This is a genomic window from Actinomadura vinacea (genome assembly GCF_039532545.1).
In the GTDB taxonomy this organism is placed as follows: Bacteria; Actinomycetota; Actinomycetes; order Streptosporangiales; family Streptosporangiaceae; genus Spirillospora; species Spirillospora vinacea.
Map to the genome: position 1 here is coordinate 444049 of NZ_BAAARW010000020.1, position 18845 is coordinate 462893.

12 protein-coding genes are annotated in these 18845 nt (G+C 74.1%); all 12 read left to right on the forward strand.

Features of this window, described 5'->3' with window-relative positions; translation table 11 throughout:
• The first annotated feature begins 19 nt into the window (after positions 1-19).
• Positions 20-3154 carry a tubulin-like doman-containing protein gene (locus ABD340_RS26420; RefSeq protein ID WP_344592444.1) on the forward strand — a complete coding sequence of 1045 codons (3135 nt, stop codon included), beginning with the start codon at positions 20-22 and terminating at the stop codon, positions 3152-3154.
• Positions 3151-5373 carry a hypothetical protein gene (locus ABD340_RS26425; RefSeq protein WP_344592446.1) on the forward strand — a complete coding sequence of 741 codons (2223 nt, stop codon included), beginning with the start codon at positions 3151-3153 and terminating at the stop codon, positions 5371-5373. Before ABD340_RS26420 ends, ABD340_RS26425 begins: the two co-directional genes overlap by 4 nt.
• Positions 5370-6551, forward strand: coding sequence for a protein kinase family protein (locus tag ABD340_RS26430; protein WP_344592448.1), 1182 nt, complete (start codon positions 5370-5372; stop codon positions 6549-6551). The genes ABD340_RS26425 and ABD340_RS26430 overlap by 4 nt, the downstream gene beginning before the upstream one ends.
• Positions 6548-8494 carry a hypothetical protein gene (locus ABD340_RS26435; protein WP_344592449.1) on the forward strand — a complete coding sequence of 649 codons (1947 nt, stop codon included), beginning with the start codon at positions 6548-6550 and terminating at the stop codon, positions 8492-8494. Before ABD340_RS26430 ends, ABD340_RS26435 begins: the two co-directional genes overlap by 4 nt.
• Before the next feature lie 3 nt (positions 8495-8497).
• On the forward strand, positions 8498-10381 hold the full coding sequence (locus ABD340_RS26440; protein ID WP_344592451.1) for a hypothetical protein: 1884 nt from the start codon (positions 8498-8500) through the stop codon (positions 10379-10381).
• On the forward strand, positions 10381-11157 hold the full coding sequence (locus tag ABD340_RS26445) for a hypothetical protein (RefSeq protein ID WP_344592452.1): 777 nt from the start codon (positions 10381-10383) through the stop codon (positions 11155-11157). The genes ABD340_RS26440 and ABD340_RS26445 overlap by 1 nt, the downstream gene beginning before the upstream one ends.
• Complete coding sequence (locus ABD340_RS26450) at positions 11147-13384, forward strand: hypothetical protein (RefSeq protein ID WP_344592454.1); 2238 nt, start codon at positions 11147-11149, stop codon at positions 13382-13384. The genes ABD340_RS26445 and ABD340_RS26450 overlap by 11 nt, the downstream gene beginning before the upstream one ends.
• 339 nt (positions 13385-13723) lie before the next feature.
• Positions 13724-14863, forward strand: coding sequence for a hypothetical protein (locus tag ABD340_RS26455; RefSeq protein WP_344592455.1), 1140 nt, complete (start codon positions 13724-13726; stop codon positions 14861-14863).
• On the forward strand, positions 14842-15747 hold the full coding sequence (locus ABD340_RS26460) for a protein phosphatase 2C domain-containing protein (protein ID WP_344592456.1): 906 nt from the start codon (positions 14842-14844) through the stop codon (positions 15745-15747). Before ABD340_RS26455 ends, ABD340_RS26460 begins: the two co-directional genes overlap by 22 nt.
• The gene (locus ABD340_RS26465) at positions 15744-16907 is read left to right on the forward strand and encodes a hypothetical protein (RefSeq protein ID WP_344592457.1); all 1164 of its coding nucleotides are present in this window, start codon (positions 15744-15746) and stop codon (positions 16905-16907) included. The genes ABD340_RS26460 and ABD340_RS26465 overlap by 4 nt, the downstream gene beginning before the upstream one ends.
• The gene (locus ABD340_RS26470; RefSeq protein WP_344592459.1) at positions 16904-17572 is read left to right on the forward strand and encodes a vWA domain-containing protein; all 669 of its coding nucleotides are present in this window, start codon (positions 16904-16906) and stop codon (positions 17570-17572) included. The genes ABD340_RS26465 and ABD340_RS26470 overlap by 4 nt, the downstream gene beginning before the upstream one ends.
• Before the next feature lie 51 nt (positions 17573-17623).
• Entirely contained in the window at positions 17624-18844 is a 1221-nt protein-coding gene (locus ABD340_RS26475; protein ID WP_344592461.1) for a tetratricopeptide repeat protein, read from the forward strand.
• The last annotated feature ends 1 nt before the right edge of the window (position 18845 follow it).

The window sequence follows — 18845 nt, forward strand, 5'->3', positions numbered from 1 at the left end:
CTAAGCACGAGGGGATCAGATGAAGCTCTACCAGCCTTTCCTGTTCGTCGGGCTGGGTGGCACCGGCTGCGCGATAGGCGCCGAGCTCGAACGCAGGCTGCGCGAGGAGATCTGCGGGCCGGACGGGACCGCGTTCATGCGCAGGCGCGAGGACGCGCTGCGCTACCAGCTGCCCGACTGCGTGCAGTTCGTGTACGCCGACGTCAACCAGGGGGAGCTCGACCGGCTGCCGCTGAAGGTGGTGCCCGGGCCGCAGCACGTCCCGGCGGCGGAGGCGACGGCGCACTACGCGCGGTCGCTCGTGCCGCGCGCCGACAGCTACCCGGAGGTGGCGATCAGCCTGCGGATGTCGGCGGAGCGGCTGGTGGCCGACTGGCTGCCGCCCGAACGCGGCGAGCCCAGGGTCACCCCGTTGCAGCGCGGCGCCGGCCAGCTGCCCACCATCGGCCGGGCGGCGCTGTTCGAGACGCTGCGCGGCGGGATCAAGCCCGCCACCATCGAGCTGCGCAAGGCGCTGGACAAGCTCGCCGGCGGCCAGGTCAAGACCGACCTGTTCCACCTGAGCGGCCGCACGCCCTCGCTCCCGGCGGTGGACGTGTTCGTCGCGTTCTCGGTCGCCGGCGGCACCGGCGCCGGGATCTTCTGGGACTACCTGCACCTGATCGGCGAGCGGTTCTCGCACTCGGGCCTCAAGCCGCGGATCTACCCGCTGGTGCTGATGCCGTCGGCGTTCGACGAGGGCGTGGGCGGCGGCCGTCCGGCCCGGCTCAACGCGGGCCGCTCCGTGCTGGACCTGTTCCGGCTGGTCGACCAGCAGAACGCGGACCCGGGCACGCGCACGCTGCGCGGCCACGAGTCGCAGACGCCGATCGACTCCGGCGAGGTCGCCGTGCACTACCCGGTGGAGGGGCGGGTCAAGCTGGGCCCGGGCACGGTGCAGACCGCGTTCCTGTTCAGCCGGCCGATGGGCGCCGAGCCGCGCGACCTGCGCCGGTCGGTGGTGTCGCTGGTGCTGTCGCTGATCGGCACCGAGTTCGAGCAGGGCCGCGACCCCGACGGCGAGCAGTACCAGTCGTTCGCCGACAGCTTCATCAACGGCACGGTGGACCGGCAGGTGCAGGCCGAGAACGGGATCGGCAACCGCGGGGTGTCGACCGCGCTGGTGACCTCGCTGACGGTGCCGGTCGACAAGCTGGCCGACGTGGTGGCGGGACGGCTGCTGCGCGCAGGGGTGACCGGGCTGGCCGAGCCGCTGCCCGCCACCGAGCGCAACACCCCGTACATCAAGGAGTTCATGGTCACCGCCGGCATCGGGGAGATCCTGGAGCGGCGTCCGGCCGACCACGCCGAGCCGGAGCCGGCGCTGGGCCGCCGCGCGGTGGAGAACGCGCTCGCCGACCGGGTGGAGGCGATGCGGGAGGGGCTGGGCCGGCTGCGCCGCGACCTGGACGACAAGGTGCCCGAGCTGGTGGCCGGGTTCGACCCGCCGGCGGCGGCGCGGCACCTGCTGGGGCGGTTCGACCCGTTCCGGCTGCGCCGGGTGCTGACCGGGGACGAGCGGTTCGCCGCGGAGGCCGACCGGCTGGGCGTCATCGGGATCATGCACCGGCGGCGCACCGCCCCGACCGCGCCGAAGGGGCTGCGGGACGCGCCGCCGGGCGTGCCCGAGATGCGCGACCGCAGGCTCGGCACGGTGCGGGTGCGGTGGAGCGACCCCGAGGTCGAGGACGCCCGCGCGGAGCAGGACGCCTGGTACCAGTGGCGCACGCAGGTGCTGTGGACCGAGCCGTGGAACACGCTCGCGGCGCGCTGGAAGCAGCACGCCGAGCGGGCCGAGACGCCGCTGGTCGCGTTGAACGAGGCGCTGGAGGAGGAGGCCCGGCGGGACCTCGACGACTTCCCCGAGCAGGAGGCCAAGCTCTACCAGCCGCGCGTGGGGGTGTCGTACCTGCTGCCGCCCGGCGGGAACCTGGAGCGGTTCTACGACCGGGTGCTGGCCTTCGTCAAAAAGGAGCTGGTCGCCGAGGGCGTGCTGCAGGCCGCGGCGACCGAGTCGGAGGTGCTGCAGGAGCTGGTGGGGCCGGAGGCGTGGCGGCAGGCCTACACGCTGGCCTGCGAGAACAACGTGGCGCTGGCGGTGAGCCAGCTCCGCGAGCGGGTCAAGGGAAGGATCAAGATCTATCTCCGGCAGGGCGGGTCGGGGCGCTCCCCGATCCTGCCGACGCTGCAGGAGCTGCTCGCCGAGGCGGCCAAGCCGACCGGCCGGTTCCAGGAGGAAGAGCTGCGCGATTTCCGCAGCAAGCTGGTCGGGCTGGTGCCGGCCGACTTCACCCCGCAGGGCAGCGGGCAGCTGAAGGTGCTGGTGTCGTACGCGGCGCCCGAGGAGAACCCTGCCATCCAGGAGTACCTGCGCAAGGTCGTCACGCTGCCGTCGGGGCGCGACATCCACTACGAGTTCAAGCCGACCAGCACCGAGACGGTCACGGTGGTGCTGTTCCGCACCGCGATGGGCGTCACCGACGTGCGGGAGGTCCGCGAGGTGCTGCGGACCTGGGCGGACGCCAGCGAGTCGCCCGAGCCGCAGGACTACCTGATGTGGCGCCAGCGGACCGGCTACCGGTCCGGCTACCTGGCCACCCACGAGGAGCACCGCACGGTGATCCTGCACCACCTCCTGTGCGCGATGTGGAACGGCAAGGTCGCCACGGTCGGCGAGCCGGACTCGCCCGAGAGCATCACCATCACGCTGGCGGGCGGGGTGACGATGACGCTCGACCTGACCCCGCTGGTGTACGCGTCGTCGTGGGCCAGCCTGCTGCGCGCGTACGAGAAGTGGACCTTCGCCGACGACGAGGGCATCCGCCGCGAGTTCTGCGCCCGGCTGATGCGGGAGGTGCCGGACGGGATCTCGGGGAACCCGCGGCCCCCGTCCGAGCTGTACGGCCGGCTGGCCGACCTCGCCGACAAGGAGATCGCCTACATCGACGAGAAGCTCGCCGGGCTGCACTCCTCCGCGCTGGCGCGGGCCCGGCAGATGCGCGACTTCTGGGCGGTGACGCTGCCGGCGGCGCGGCGGCTGGAGTTCGAGGGCCCGCAGATCGCCTTCGCGAACCTGGCCGCGCTGGAGGAGCTGTACCTGGACGGTGGGCGATGAGGGAGCGCGTTGTCGTCCACGATCTGCGCGACACGGACGGGGCCGCCGCGCTCGACCGCACCCAGGAGCTGATCGACGACCGGGAGCAGGACCCCACCCTCGTCCTGCTGGTCGACGACGCTGTATCGGTGCTGTCCCACCGGGACGCCTTCGACAGGCTCCTTACCGCGCGCATGGTGGGGCGGCACCTGTGCGTGGTCACCGGGGAGCAGCCGGGACGGGACGGGATCGCGCTGCCGAGCACGATCGAGCGGGCCGCGCTGTGGGTGCCCGATCCGTCCGGGATCGACTGGCCGTACCGGGCGTCCGCGCCGGCAAAGCACCACCGGGGCGCGGCGGCGGGGGCGGGCTTGACCCGGCTGATCGAGCTGCTCCAGGTGCCGGAGGTGTTCCGGCGGACGACCGAGCTGCTGGAGAACATCCCCTACGGGGCGGCGTGCCCGGCGTTGCGGCCGGCGGACGCGGCGGGCGTCCGCGACGACGACTTCCTGGTGGCGCTGCGGGCGGCGGTGCGGTCGATGCTCGCCGACCCGGGCGCGGAGGAGCCGCTGCCCCCGCTGGGCGACGACCTGCCGGGCCGCCCGGCCGGGGCGGCGCCCGCCGACCTGGTCGAGGACGGCCCGCTGGCACGTGCCGAGGAGGCCGCCAGGGACGCGATCGCCGATGCCGACCATGTGGCGGCGGCGCTGGCGGGGCGGCGGGCGCCGTTCCTGCCCGGCGGCCCGCTCCGGGCGGCGCTGGCCGAGGTCGCCGAGCGCCTGGGGACGCTGCGCGACCTGGTCCGCGGCCTGATGCAGGAGGTGCCGCTGCACGAGTCGCCGGAGCGGCTGATCGCCAAGCGGGGCCTGCTGCTGCCGCGGCAGGAGGAGCTGGCCGCCGATCAGATCGGGCGGGCGCTGGACCGTTCGGCGCACGGCTGGCTGGCCGGGGCGGGGGCGTCGCTGCCGCGGGTGCGGGAGAGCCTGCGGCAGTGGGCCGACGAGCTGGGCCGCGCGGGCGGGCACGAAGCCGCGCTGCGCCGCGTCCTGCCCGACGACCTGCTCGAACGGCTCCGCGCCCCGGTGCCGTTCCCCGGCCCGCAGCGGTGGCTGCCGCTGGTCGGCGCCGCCGTGAGCGCGCTGGCGGGGTGCATGCCGGCGGGCGTGGCGGGCGGCATGTTCGCGGCGGTGCTGTGGATGGTGCTGGTGCTGTTCACGGTGGTGCGCGAGCCGAACTCGCGTCCGCTGACGGCCCATTCGAACGCGCTGGCCCTCAACCTGCTCGCCGGGCTGGCCGGGGCGATCGGCGGGGGCATGGCCGGGGCGGGCGGCGCCGGGGCGCCGGGCTCGGCGGATGTGCCCGCACTGGCCTGGCCGGTGGTGGGGGCGCTGGCCGCCGTCGCCGCGATCACGGCGATCGTGCTGTCGTGGCGGCTGCGGATGGACGAGTGGGGGCCCGCCGACGCCCTGGCCAGGGCGGTCCGCTGCCTGGACGAGCTGTCGGCTCTGCTGGGCCGGGCCGCGGCCGAATGGGCCGGCATCCGGGCCCGGGCGACGGCGCTGGACGCCCTCAGCCGGTTCCAGGCCGCGGTGGACGGCGTGGAGGTGTCGCTGCGGAAGCAGTCGTCCGCGCTCGACCGGGAGCTGACCGGGCCGCCCGGCGCGCCGGACGGTGAATACGAGGCGGCGGTGCGGCGCCAGATGACCGATCTCGTGCTGACGGCGCTGCGGCCGTCGCTGGACCGGTTGGGCGACCACCGGCTCGGCACCGGCGCGCACGCCCGCGAGGCTTCCGGGCGGGCGGACGACCTGCTGGCGGAATGGCGCGAGCACGTGGTCGAGCACGGCCCGGCGGAGCCGCCGGAGTTCGCTTCCGACCGCGACGTCTCCCCCGTGCCCGACTCCAGCGCGGACCTGGGCCGGCTGGTGCGGGCCGCCGCGTACGACCCGGCCGGGGTGATGTGGCAGCTGTGCCGGGCGGCCGACCTGCCGCTGCTGGACGTGCCGCCGGGCCGCCCCCGCGCGATCCGGTACGCGCCGCGGGCCGGGCGGGCGGCCTTCCACGGCTCCGTCCCGGCCGACACGGTCTGGCTGCCGGCCGCCGCGCACAGCGGGGTGCTGCGGCTGGTCCCGTTCCGGGCCCGGGTCGTGGCCTGGAGCTGGACCGACGACGACGGTGCGCCCGGCGTCCCCGTCATGGGCGACCCGGGTGCCGTTTCGCTGAACGGAGACGAGTCTTGACCGAGCCGTCCCAGCCGATCCCGCCCGACCCGGTACCGCCCGGGCAGGGAGCCGTCCGCTACTACCGTGCGCCGCTCGGGGACGTCTTCGGCGCCGAGGTCGTCGAGCTGGACGCACCCGCGGATCCCGCGCCGCCGCCGTTGCGGGCGAGCCGCGTCGAGCTGGTGCTCGAAGCGGACGGGGACGTCCGCGAGGCCCGGCGGCTGAGTTGTGCCGCGTCCCCGGGAAGGCGGGCCGGTGCGTCCGGGGACGACGACCGCGCCCCGCTCGCGCCCGCCCCCGCGAACGGCACAGCGAACGGCACGGCCGGCACCGCCTTCGCGATGCTCGACAACGAGATCCTGGCGGGCGTCCGGCTGGCCCGGCTGAACGCGAACGGCCCGTACCCGGCGGAGGTGACGGAGCTGATCGGCTACGAGGCGGACTCGGCCTCCCCGGTCGCCTTCCTGGAACCGCCGCGCGGCGAACCGGTCGGCCGGCACGCCGGCCGGATGCTCCTCGCCCAGCACAAGAACTTCCAGACCAGCCTGCTGAAGGGCGTGCTGCAGCTCACCGGCGCGGGCATCGCGCACCGGCGGATCGGCCCCGACACCGTCTACTGGGACGGCTCCACCGCGCAGGTCACCGACTTCTCCCAGGCCGCCCTGATCGGCACGGCCCGCACCGTGACCGGGGAGCCGCCCTGGCAGGCGCCCGAGCAGCGGCCCGGACGGGTGGCCGGCACGGTCGGCGACCGCGACGACCTGTGGGCCGCGGGCCGGCTGATCTTCTACGTGGTGACCGGCCGGGAGCTGCGCTCGGCCGCCCAGCTGGAGGAGCATCCCGAGCTGGCCCGGCGGCTGGCGGGCGTGTTCGCGCGGGCGGAGCGGCGGCCGCCGGTGGCCGAGGTCCTGGAGCGGTTCGGCGGCACCGCGCCGATCCGGCTGCTGGGCCCCGATCCGGAGTTCGAGGCGGGCAGGAAGAGGTTCACCGACCAGAGGCGTTCCAAGCACCCCGGCGCCGTCCCGCCGGAGCCGTCCGAGCCCGAGGCCGAACCCGAGGCGAAACCCCCGCCCCCGCCGTCGCCGGAGAAGGAACCGGCGGCGAACGGGTCGCGTCCCGGCGGGGCGGCCGTGCTGCTCTGGCTCGCCGCGGCGGCGCTGCTCCTGGTGACCGGCTACCTCGCGTTCGGGCGGTGACCGCGATGGCCGCCGACGAGCTTCACCAGATCGTCTACCGCTGGACCGGGCAGAGCCCCTTCGACGCGGACTCCGGCCCCGGGTTCTGGCCGATCGGCTGGTCGTTCGGGGCGCCCGCGGCGCTGCGGCTCTGGCACGAGCGGGTGGACCCGTGGCTGCGCACCGACCCCGGCGGCGCACCCGAACCCAGCCTGTTCTACAGCGTGTTCGGCAGCGACGCGGTCGCGGTCTACCGGGACCAGCGGCCCAGCGTCGCCAACGCCACCGCGCACCTGCTGATCGGCGCGCGGCGCCTGCTCACCGTCCGGCTCGCGCTGGAGCTGCGCGGCTGGGACCGCACCAGCGTGCCGTACGACCAGGTACTGCGGACCGCCGACCTGGCCGCACACCGCGACGTCCCGGACGTGAGCGGCAGGCACGGGGCGGCCTACCGGCTGCTGCACGTCCCGCTGTCGCGGCTGCTCGCCGGGGCGGAGGCGGTGACCGCCCCCGCGGGCGAGGACGCGCCGCGGATGGTGTGGATGCTCGACGAGATCCTGGGCGTGCTCGCCACCGACCTGCCGGCGCCGCCCGAGCTGTCGTTCGACACCTTCGACGACCAGCCCGCGCTCCCCGACCGGCCCGGGATCCATCTGCGCTTCCGGCCCGACGCGCCGCCCGCGGCGCCGCACCCGGGCACCGCCGACGCCGCCCGGGCGCTGCTGGAGACCTACCGGCAGGACCGGGCGAACGGCCTCCGCGCCCTGTGCCACCGGCACGGCGTCTTCGAGGGCCGCACCCTGGCCGAGCGGATGCGCCTGCTGAACCGGCTGCGGCCGGCGATGGCGGCCTCGTCCGCGTCCCGGCCGTCCACCGTCCTTGGAGCGACCATGCACCCGTCCCCGCAGGCCGCCGAACCGTCCCAGGAGGCGGCGGACGAGCCGGCGGACGGCCAGGTCTCCTGCCCGATCTGCCTCGGCAGGCTCGCCTGGCACGACCTCGGCCACTACCGCTACGACCTCGACCACGACGACTACGTCGAGCTCGACCCGGCCTCCTGGACCAGCCCGGAGCAGCGGGCCATGGCGATGCGCAACGCCTACGTCCAGTGCCCCGACCCCGGCGGCGCCGTGGGCGAGCACTACCTGCCCGCCGACTACGGGCGGCACGGCCCGCCCGCGGTGTTCGGGCTGATCGGCGCGTCCAACTCGGGCAAGTCGCACCTGCTCGCGGCGATGGTCGGGGCGATCGAGCAGGGCGGCCTGGGCGTCCACGGGGTGCGGACGCACCCGATCGAGCTGCCGCGGCACCAGCGGTACATGCGCGACGTCGTGCGGCCGCTGCTGGCGCGGGGCCGCCGGATCCCGCCCACGCGGGAGAACATCGTCCAGTTCGTCGACGGGTTCGTGCTGTCGGGCGACGGCGTCGCGGGCGGCGCCACCCGGCCGATGGCGCTGTTCGACGTGGCCGGCTCGGAGCTGGCGGAGGTCGAGAACGCCAAGCGGTTCCTGGAGCTGGCGGACGGGCTGATCTTCGTCGTCGATCCCGATCTGTGGGAGCGGAACAACCCCGACGACGTCACCTTCAGCACCGTGATCAATCTGCTGCGCAACTCCGGGCGGCTGGACCGGGTGAGCGCCACGGTGGTCCTCAACAAGGCCGACCTGCTCAAGTTCGACGACCCGATCGCGTTCTGGCTGCGCGACGACGTCGAGACGCTGACCGCCGAGGCGGCGCTGCGCGAGAGCGAGGAAGTGTACGCCTACCTCCACCAGCGCGGCGCCCGGGCCTGGACGCGGCCGTACGACGACTGCACGCGCGCGACCCTGCACGTGGCGTCCGCACTCGGCTCCGACAGCTTCGAGCGGGGCGTCCAGCCGCGCCGCGTGCTGCGCCCCCTGGTCGCGCTGATGGCGATGACGGGGCTGCTGTCCGCGCCCGGCGCCGAGAACGTGGGGGTCTGAGCGGTGTCCGATCCGACGTTCCAGAGCGCGCCGCGGCACGGCCCGGCCATCGACCAGATCGAGTTCCGCTGGCAGGACAACTACGACCTCACCGCGATCGCCGCCTCCCAGCTCGAGTCCCAGGCCAAGGACCGGTGGCGGCTGCTGCTCAAGCAGTACGTCCGGCCGCTCGGGGAGCACAGCCAGGCCGTCTCGCCCGAGCAGCGGCTGTACCTCACCACCTCCGCGCGCGAGGCGGCGTACATCGTGCGCGGCCACCTGCCGAACGCCCGCCGCGTCGCGCACACCGGGTCGGGCCGGCACGCGCTGGTGGCGCGGGTGCTGGTCGGGCCGGTGGCTGTGCTCACGCCCGAGCTGGCGCTGCTGCTGTCGCGCACCCCGTTCGTCTCGTTCCTCGATCCGCCGCCCGGCACGGTCGAGCAGGACGCCGCGCTCGACCGGCTCGACGCGGCGCGGCTGCGGCGGGAGGTGGCGCCGCAGGCGCCGGTTCTGACCGGGGAGGCGAAGGACAGGCTGGGCTGGCTGGCCAGGCTGATCGCCGCCCGGCTCCGCGATCCGGGCACCCCGGTCACGGTGCTGGCGCGCGGTGACGCCCTGAACCTCTACACGGGCCCGGCCGTCCCGCTGCTGTGGGGGCTGCTGCACACCGCGGGCCCCGTCCTGCACGGCCTGCGTCCGGCGGGCGTGGACGATCCGCCGGACGACCACTGGCAGTCCACGTTCTCCTCGTTCGAGGCGGCGGGCGACGAGGACCGCGACCTCAAGCTGCCGCATGTGGTGTTCCAGCCGGGGAACCGGAACACGCGAAAGCGCCTGCCCGTCCTGCTGTCCGGCGAGAACGGCGTGGACGACCGGCACGACTATTTCGAGCAGTTCGCCGCCGGGCTGGCGCGGGCGTTCGGTGAGCTGGGCCCGGACCTGCTCGGCTGCATGCCCGTCGACCGGTTCGCCGGGCTCGATCTGCGGGACCGGTTCGAGCTGCTCAAGACCGTCCCCGACCTGGGCCAGTACTGGTCGGCCAGGCGCGCCCAGCGTCCGGCCGCACAGGCGCCGCCGGCACCGCCGACGCCGCCCCAGCAGCAGACTCCGCCTCCCTTGGAGACGCCGCCGCCGCTTCCCGCGCCCGCACCCGCGCCTCCGCCGCCGCCTCCGCCCTCACCTGCGCCTCCACCTCCGCCCGCACCCGCACCGCGCCGGGCGGAGCCGCGCAGACCCGCGCACACGCGCCCGGCGGCTCCCCAGCACACCCCGCGGCACGCACCGCAAGGAGCCGCGCACGCCGATCCCGACTTCGGCAAGCTCTACCACCAGCTGCACACGCTCCGGGACAACACCGAACGCTTCGTCGAGGTGCTGTACCTGATCAGCGCCAAGGCGAAGCTCGGACATTCGCTCTCGTACGAAGGCGGCCTGGAGGTGTTCAAGGACCTCCAGGCCGGCGGATGGTACGTGGCCAAGCTGACCGAGGCGTTCGGCGACCGCGCGGCCGACCAGCTCGCGCTCCTGGTCATGCCCATGCTGAGGGGGCTGCTGCAGCACAGCGGCTCGCACTTCGCCGGCGTCGAGCCGTGGACCAACGTGCCCCCGCTCGTCCGTCGCGCCCTGGGCCGGGCCCTGCCGCAGTTCCGCGACGACGAACCCGGCCCCACCCTCGAAAAGCTCCTCACCAAGCTGTTCCTGGACCACCCCTACGAACCCGCCTTCGTCCAGGACGAGCAACCGGACCGTCTACAACCCGTCGCCCCGCGCCCGGCCGGAGGCTCCGCCCGGGTGTTCCTGATCCCGATCGGCCTCGTCCCGAAAGAGCTGCTCGCCCTGGCCCTCTGGCTGGCGTTCGTGACGCTCGCGGTGGCCCTGGGGGCCCTGTCCAAGGTGGTGCTGTTCTGATGACGTTGCGAAGGATCGTGCTGGCCCTGGGCGCCGAGGGTTACGGCTCCCGCGCGCAATTGTTCCAGGACGCCATGCAGCGCGGCCTGGAGGACGTGCTGGCGCGCGCGGCCGAGCGGGCGGGCCTGCGGCGCGACGAGTGGTGGCGGCAGGACACCGAAGGCGGCGAGCTGTCGGTGCTCCCGCTGGACGAGTCCGAGGACGCCGTGGTCGGCGCGTTCGTCCCGGAGTTGAACAGCGAACTCGCCCAGCACAACCGGCTGGTCGCCGAGGACGCGCGGCTGCGGCTGCGGCTGGCGATCCATTTCGGCCCGGCCACACGCAGCTCGCTGGGCTTCTCGGGGGACGGTCCGGTGCTCGCCGCCTGGCTGTGCCGCAGCCGCCCGCTGCTCGCGGCGCTCGAGCAGACCGACTGCGCGCTGGCGGTCCTGCTCTCCTACGAGATCTACACCGGCACCGTGGAGGCACTGCGGATCCCGCTGGACCCGGAGCGGACGCGGCGGGTGCGCGTCCGCGAGCCCGGCCGGGACGTGGACGCCTGGCTGTGGCTGCCCGGCCGCACCCCGAACGACGTGCGGCTCGGCACCGCCGCGGCCGGCGGCGGTCCCGTCCCGGAGAAGGAAGAGGAGGGGCCGGGCGGGGGCGCGGGCGCGGCGGGGGCGCCTCCGCCCGTGCACCGCGAGAGCTTCACCGGGGCGAAGATCATCACCACCGGGCCGGTCATCGGCGGCGACCAGCTGAACATCCACCACCACGGGAGCGACCATGAGCGGTGACGAGCGCCCGCCCGCGTCCCCGCCGGCCGGAGGGGGCGGCGATGGCCCGGCCCCGCCCGGCGCCGCGCCCAAGGACGGCCAGGACGGCCCCGGCCCCGGTCCCGGCCCCGAGCGCGACCAGCCCGGCCAGTCCGGTGAGGAGGGCGGCGGCGCACAGGGGCAGCAGGAGGCCGCGCCCGAGCCGCGCCCCGATCCCGGCAGCATCCTCAAGAACCGCAACCGGGGCGGCAGCCGGGAGCGCCGCGCCTACCAGCGCGAGGCCCTGTCCAGCTTCAACCGGGCGGACGTGCGCGCCGACACGGCCGTCGGCGGCGACCAGATCAACTACCACTTCGGCACGCCCGCCGCCGGCGGCGGCGCACGGATCAAGGCGCAGCCGGACGCGGTGATCGAGGAGATCGCGCACACCTTCGTCGAGCCCGAGGACTTCGCGGCCGTGCGGCAGGCGATGGAAGACGGGCCGCTGGTGATCGTCCAGGGTTCCAAGGGCGAGGGCCGGTACGCGGTGGCCAGGTGGCTGCTGCGCGATTCGGCCCGGGTGTACTCGCTGAACGCCGACGTCGCCCTGACCGGGCTCACCGGCGCCGACCTGAGCCAGGACGGCGGTTACATCAAACGGAACCTGACCCGCGCGGAGGCCAGGGAGCTGGATGCCCCCGCCGTGACCCACCTGACCGGGCTGCTGCGCGAACGCGGCTGCCGCATGGTCGTCACGGTCGGGCCTGCGGTGGCATTCGCCGACGACGCGGTGGCCGAGCTGGTGGTCCGGCCGGGCCGGGTCCGGAACCGGGCACTGATCGTCGAACGCCATCTGGCCTGGCGGCTGAGCACCGGAACGGCCGACGCGATCTTGGACGACGAAGAGGTCGCGGCGCTGCTCGACGGCGAACTGGCGGGCGAGGGCCCGCCGAGCCACGCGCGGACCGTCGCCGTCGAGCTGATCCGGGCCCGCGAGGGCGATCTGCCGCTGGCCCGGACCGTCCGCGGCGCGCTCAAGCAAAGCGGCGACGAGCGGGTCAGGAGCTGGTTCAAGGAGCTGAGCAGCCTGTCCGTCCAGTGCATGGGGCTGGCGATCTCCGTGCTGGGCGGCGAGTCGTACGAGACGGTCGCCCATGCCGCCGAGATGCTGCGCCGCGAACTCATGCCGCCGCGGCAGAACGTCCAGACCACCGAGGACCTGTCGGACGCCCCGCTGGTCGACACCCGGGAGGAATGGCTGGAGGCGCTGGGCGCCCGCACCTACCCGGACCGGGCGCCGACCCGGCACGGCGCCGAGGCCCCGGCCGAGCTGGTCAGGTTCAACGGCACCAAGGCGCAGGAGAACGTGCTGCTGTACTTCTTCCGCGCCTTCGACCGTTCGCGCGGGCCGCTGCTGCACTGGCTGCGGGACTGCGCGGCGCACGACGCCGAGGGGGTGCGCTACCGGACGGCCGTCGCGACCGGGCTGCTGACCGCCCAGTCCTACGACCTGGTCCGGGCGTCGGTGGTGCTGCCGTGGGCGGCGGCGGAGGACCACCGGCTGCGGGACGCCGCCGCGGAGGCGCTGGCGGTCACCGCCAAGGAGGACGGCATGCTCGACGCCGTCCGCAAGACCCTCGAAGGGTGGGCCGAGGAGGAGAGCGAGTGGCTGCGGGCGACGGCGGCGCGGTGCTGGCAGGTGCTGTACGGGGCGGAGGGCACCGGTGCCGTCCTGGAGATGCTGGACTCCGCGGGCGAGGACGAGAGCCTCATCGTGACCGACGCGGTCTGCTCCAGCCTCACCGACCTGTGGGAGGAGCGGCGCGACGACCCCGAGGTGCCGGACCGGCTGATCGAGTGGGCGACCGGCGGTGATGAGCGGCGGCGGCTCACCGGACGGCTCGCGTTCCTGGTCGCCGCCGTGGAGCTCGTGGAGGAGCTGCCGGGCGACCATGGCACCGCCGTGTGGCCGGGGCTGCTGTGGTCGGCCGCGGGCGATCCGGCGCTGGAACGGCGGATCGCCCGGCTCTGGCAGTTCGCGCTGAGCGACCGCAGCGTGATCGACACGGCCAAGGCCGTGCTCTTCGACTGGGTGAAGACCGCCGAGCCCGAGCCCGCGGTCCGCCATGCCCTGACCCGGTTGCTGGTCGCGACGGCGGCCGCGGACCGCCACACCGGTACCCGGATCCGGCACGAGTCCGTCAAATGGGCCGAGGACGCCCCGGACCTCGCACGCGAGGTCCGGGCGGCCCTCGGCGGGAAGGCGTGAGGTTGACTTCTCCCCCAGCCGAAGCAGGGGGCTTCAACCCTCACGGGTTGATCTTTCTGCTTCACCGCCAACAGCCGACCCGAACAAACGGCAAGGGACGGTGTACCGCCCATCGGTCTTACATCAGCTCCACAGACCTGACATTCCGCCAGCCCGGCGGTAGGCCCGGCCAGCTTGGTTCTCGCCAGTCGAGCAACCCAGAGATTAGCACGCCCGTTCGACTTTTCCAGCAGATACGTGGCGGACGACGATCCGCTGTGACAGCGGATCGTCCCCTGCTCCGCAGGAGTCCGTTTCCTCCCCTGCCTGAAGGCGTAGGGGTCTCCACGGAGGATTTCAATGAATCCTGAGAACCCGGCAACTCCCCCCGATGAGTCGGGCGACGGCGCCGCGCCGCCTCCTGCTCCGGCACCGCCGCCTCCCGTCTACGCTCCCGTTCCCGGGCCCGCGGCGTACGCCGCGGAGCCGGCCATGGCGCGCCCGCTGGTGGTGGGCAGCACGCCGGCGAAGAACGCGACGCCGATCACCGTGCCGAGCCACCAGGCGCTGATCTTCGAGGACAGGCACGGCGGCAAGGTCCGGCTGCACCCCCACCCGAAGTGGTGGGAGATGCGCAGGTACACGATGCGGTACGTGGTCGACCTGTCCCACCGGCACGCGGTCATGACCCGGGAGGTGGACAGCCGTACCGGGACGCCCCGGTTCCGGGTCACCCTGGAGATCGACTGGGGCGTGACCGATCCGGTCGCGGTGCTGGAGCGCGGCCTCACCGACGGGTTGCAGATCATCTGGCCGCGGCTGTGGCAGGTGACCCGCACGCACGGGCGCCGGTTCGCGATCGGACGGGCGGTCGACTTCCAGGAGCAGCTCGACCGGGAGTTCGGCAACCGGCCGCCGCGGTTCCCGGAGGGCGTGGGCGTCTTCCACTGCACCGCCCTGGTCGAGCACGGCGAGCGCTACCAGGCCCGCGCCGGAGAGATCGACGACCTCCGGCACGAGCAGGTCGTCGAGGAGATCAAGGGCGGCTGGGTCAACGACGTCGGCTCCGAGTGGGACATCTACAAGAGACTGCTGCGGGACGATCCGGCACGTGCCGCCGAGGTGCTCGACCGGCTGCAGGAGCGCAGCGACAAGGCCAAGGACCGGGTCGACGGCCGGCTGGGCGCGCTCATGCAGAACGACCTGGTCAAGGACACCGCCGACCTGGAGAACGTGATGTCGATCCTGGAGGAGCGGCAGGGCGGCGAGCCGGGCGACGCCATCACGCCGCCGCGGCTGACCGCACGGCCGGCGGGCGAGCTGGGCCAGGCCCGCCACCACGACGAGGACGACGAGGACGAGGAGCGGTACCCGGCGGACCACACCGGTGCACCGGCCGACGAGGACGACGACGTGATGCCCGCCGACATCGTCGAGGACGAACCCGGCGACGGCGTGCGCGACTGGGTCGCCGCGCCGTGGCTGCGGGACGAGCCGTGATCCGCCGCCGCGACCGTCCCGCGGAGCCGACGTACCAGGGCATGGAGTTCCCCCGGCCGAACGGCCGGGGGACGCGGGCGGCGCGGATGCCCTGGCGGCTGCCCGACGAGCCCGCGCTGTCGGGGATCGCGGCCGACGCCGTCAGCGTGGGCGGGCTGACGGTGCGGGCGGCGTCGATGGTCGGGCCCGGGCATCGCTGCGAGGAGCCCGCCCAGCCCCGGCAGGACGCCTACCGCCTCGGCCGGGACACCGCCAAGCGGTACCTGCTGGTGGCGGTCGCGGACGGCATGTCCGACAGCAAGCGCTCCCATGTGGGCGCCAACGTGGCCGTCACGGCCCTGGTCGGACGGCTGCGCGCCGACCTGGGCAAGGGCGTTCCGCTGGACGCGCCGGGGATCTTCCTGGACGCGTCCCGGCAGATGGCGGGAGCGGCGCACGGGCAGGGCCTGGCCGAGGACGACGTGCGGGCCGCCGCGCTGGCCGCCGTCGTCCCGGTGGAGCCCGACGCGGCCGGCGGACGGGACGTGTGGCTGGCCTGGCTGGCCGACGTGGGCGCCTGGCACCGTACCGGCGCGTCAGGCGGACCCGGCTGGCGGCGGATCGGCGGCGCGGAGAAGGGCGGGCTCGACGCGGGACGGCTCAGCGAGTTCCTGCCCTTCCACCCCGGCAAGGCGCGGCACGCCGTCGTCCGGGTGGAGCGCGGCGCCGTCCTGGCGTTCGCCACCGACGGGATCGGCGACGCGCTCACCGGCCGGACCGCCGAGTGGTTCGCGCGGCGGTGGGACGAGCCGCCGCATGTCGCCGCGTTCGTCCAGGACGTGGGGTACGAGGCGCGCGGCCTGCTCGACGACCGCACCGCCGTCGTGCTGTGGTGCGACCGGTGAGGGCCTGGTCGGACCGGCCGTTCGGGCCGGTCGTCGAGTTCGCGGAGGTGGCCGCGCGGGGCGCGGAGATCGCCACCGAGAACGGCCAGTCGACGGTCCTGTACGAGAGCGCCGCCCACCCCGGCTGGCTGGTCAAGCTGTACCGTCCCGGCTTCCCGCAGGAGCCGGACGAGGTGCTCGACCGGCTGATCGCGCTGCCGGGCGAGATGAGCGCGCGCGGGCTGGCGGTCGTGGACGAGAGCGTGTGCTGGCCGGCCAGCCGGGTCGTGGACGGCGGCCGGACCGTCGGGGTGACGCTGGCCAAGGCGCCGCCGGAGTTCTTCGGGCCGGTGCGGCTGCTGTCGGGCGAGACCGAGGTCCGTTCGATCGAGATCGACCAGCTCGTCCCGCTGGATTCCGGCTTCTACGGGCGCTGCGGCCTGGAGCCGCCGACGTGGGAGGAGCGGGTGCGCGTGGCGCGGCACCTGCTGCGCGTCGCCGCCCTCTTCGAGAGGTACGGGGTCGTCTACGGGGACTGGTCGTACTCCAACGCGTTCTGGGCGCGCGGCACCGGCCGGGTCTTCGTGATCGACGTGGACGCGTGCGGGCTCGGCGACCGCGCCTGGGTGGAGACCAACGGGTGGGCCGATCCCGAGGCGCCGTCGGGGCGGCGGCTCGACGTGCGCAGCGACCGGTACAAGGTCGCGCTCGCCGTCCTGCGCTGCCTGACGGGCGTGCGCGGCGACCCTCGGCGGGCGCACGGGGCGCTGCCGGAGCCGTTGCGGTCGACCGAACTCGGCCGCGAGCTGCTCGCCGGGGTGACCGGGCCGCCCGATCTGCGGCCGGTGAGCGGTGCGCTGCTAGAGATGCTGGACACCGCCTGCGACTCCGCCGCCGCGCGCGAGCGCCGCGCACGCGCGACCGTCCCGCGGCCGCCCGGCCCCCCAGCCGTGGAACGCGAGCCCGAACCGGACGAGGAGTACGTCCCCGAGCCCGAGTACGCCCCCGAGCCCGAGTACGTCCCCGAACCGGAACCGGAACCGGAACCGGAACCGGAACCGGAAGACGAATACGTACCGGAGCCGGACGAGTACGAATACGAGCACGCGGACGGCAGGGCGGCCGGGCGCGGCAGATTGTCCCTTCCCTGGCGGCTTCGCACCCTGAGGAGACCACCGTGAGCGAGAACAAGGGAATGCCGACCTATGTCGTTCTGGATACCTCGAAATCCATGGCGGAGCATGAAAGTCTGCTCAACCGGACACTTGGCAACATCCTCAACAAGCTGTTCACCAGCCCGCGCTTCGCGGAGTTCATCCAGCTGTCGATCCTGACGTTCTCCGCGCAGCCCAATCTGGTGCTGAAGATGACCGAGCTGCAGAATCTGCGGCACATGCCGACGGTCCGGTGCGGCGGCTCGACGCGTTTCGCGCCGATGTTCGAGATGCTGCGGGCGCGCGTCGAGCACGACCTGCCCATGCTGCGGCGACAGGGGGTGACGGTCATGCGCCCGGTGGTGTTCCTGCTGACCGACGGCGCGCCGTCGGACCGTCCGGACGGGGCGTGGGAGGCGGCGCACAAACGGCTGGTGGACCCGGCCTGGAAGCCGCATCCGCACATCATCTCCTACGGTTTCGGAGACGCCGTCGAGTCCATTCTGCGCAGGATGTCCACGCTGCAGACCTACCTGGCGACCGGCGAGCTGGCCGATGCCGGCGAGGCGCTCGACGAGGCCATGTCGGCGATGCTGAATTCCATGGTGGCCTCCGCGGCGGCGCAGGAGCTGCGCATTCCGGAGAACGTCCGGGGATACCGTTCCATACCCGAGGAGTACGTGGAGCACTGAAACCCGCATTGGAGCGGGCAGCGGAAAAAATTCACCCGGCATGCTGGTTTCATGGCACAGCAGGACGAGCGCATTCTCTGCGTCAGTTTCGGAATCGACGGCTGGCACGACTGGGACACTCTCGACCGGATCCGGGCCCGCGCCGCGCTGGCCGGGGCCCTCTGGTCCGCCGGCCGGGGCCTGGCGGCGCAGGGCGACGGGGACGTCCTGCACAGCGGGGACCGGCTGGTGTTCGTCCTGCGGACCGATCCGGCGCTGCTGCTGCCGGCGCTGGTCGGCCATCTGGTGCGGCACCGGCCGCGGGTGCGGGGACGGCTGCGGATGGCCGCCGCGGCGGCGATGGCGGGCGGCGCCACGGCGGAGCAGGCGCTCGCCGACTCGGCCCGGATGCTCGCGGCCGCACCCGGGACCGACTGGGCACATCCCGATCCGCTTGTCGTGTTGCTGAGCGACCTGCTCTACCACGAGACCCGGTCCCGCACGCCGGCGGCCGCGTTCCCCTCGTTCCAGCGGCTCGAATCTCCCGGCAGGCCCGACACCTGGATCTGGCCGCTGCGCCGGGCCCGCTCCTCGGCGCCGCGGCGTACCGCCGCCGTCGTCCTCCGGTGGCTTCTGTGGTGCGCCGACGTCCGCATCAAGCGGGGCGAGCACGGGAGGGCGGTCGCGTTGCTGCGGCGGGCGCTGGCCGTCCATCCGCTTCCCGCCGCGCTGCTCAAGCTCGGCGAATGCCATCTCGAACTGGGAGAGACGGCGGCCGCGCTGGAGGTCTGGCGGCACCTCGCCCGCCGCTGGCCCCGCAACGCCTACACCTACCTCCTGATCGGCAGGACGGAGCGGCGCGCGGAACTCGCCCGCGCCTACCTCAGCGAAGGGCTGCGGATCGCGCGTGCGCACCACGTCCCGTCCCCGATGATCGAGGCGCTGAACCACGAGCTGCTGCTGCACCTGGCCCTGCTCGCCTACGGCCAGGACGATCCGGTCACCGGCGACCGGTTCGTCAACGAGGCGGCCGACGCCGACCCGGGGAGCGCGAAGCCGCTGGCGGTCCTGGCCCGGGAGGCCGGGCGCCGGGGCGAGGAGGAGGCGGCGGAGCAGCTGCGCGCGGCCGCGCTGGCCAGGGTGGCGTCGAGGCCAGAATGCTCTAACCAGGACGGAGTGTCAGATGATCCGCTGAACGTCCCAGACGGGAACGCCATACTGGAGTCCCTTCTCCATAGCGGCCTGAGCCCGTTGGCCCGCCGACAGGCGATGGCAGCCTGGCCCACGCTCTGAG

Excerpts from the sequence above, each read along its gene's own strand:
- ABD340_RS26420 (WP_344592444.1), top strand. The coding sequence starts at position 20 with ATGAAGCTCTACCAGCCTTTCCTGTTCGTCGGGCTGGGTGGCACCGGC.
- ABD340_RS26425 (WP_344592446.1), top strand. The coding sequence starts at position 3,151 with ATGAGGGAGCGCGTTGTCGTCCACGATCTGCGCGACACGGACGGGGCC.
- ABD340_RS26455 (WP_344592455.1), top strand. The coding sequence starts at position 13,724 with ATGAATCCTGAGAACCCGGCAACTCCCCCCGATGAGTCGGGCGACGGC.
- ABD340_RS26445 (WP_344592452.1), top strand. The coding sequence starts at position 10,381 with ATGACGTTGCGAAGGATCGTGCTGGCCCTGGGCGCCGAGGGTTACGGC.
- ABD340_RS26475 (WP_344592461.1), top strand. The coding sequence starts at position 17,624 with ATGGCACAGCAGGACGAGCGCATTCTCTGCGTCAGTTTCGGAATCGAC.
- ABD340_RS26450 (WP_344592454.1), top strand. The coding sequence starts at position 11,147 with ATGAGCGGTGACGAGCGCCCGCCCGCGTCCCCGCCGGCCGGAGGGGGC.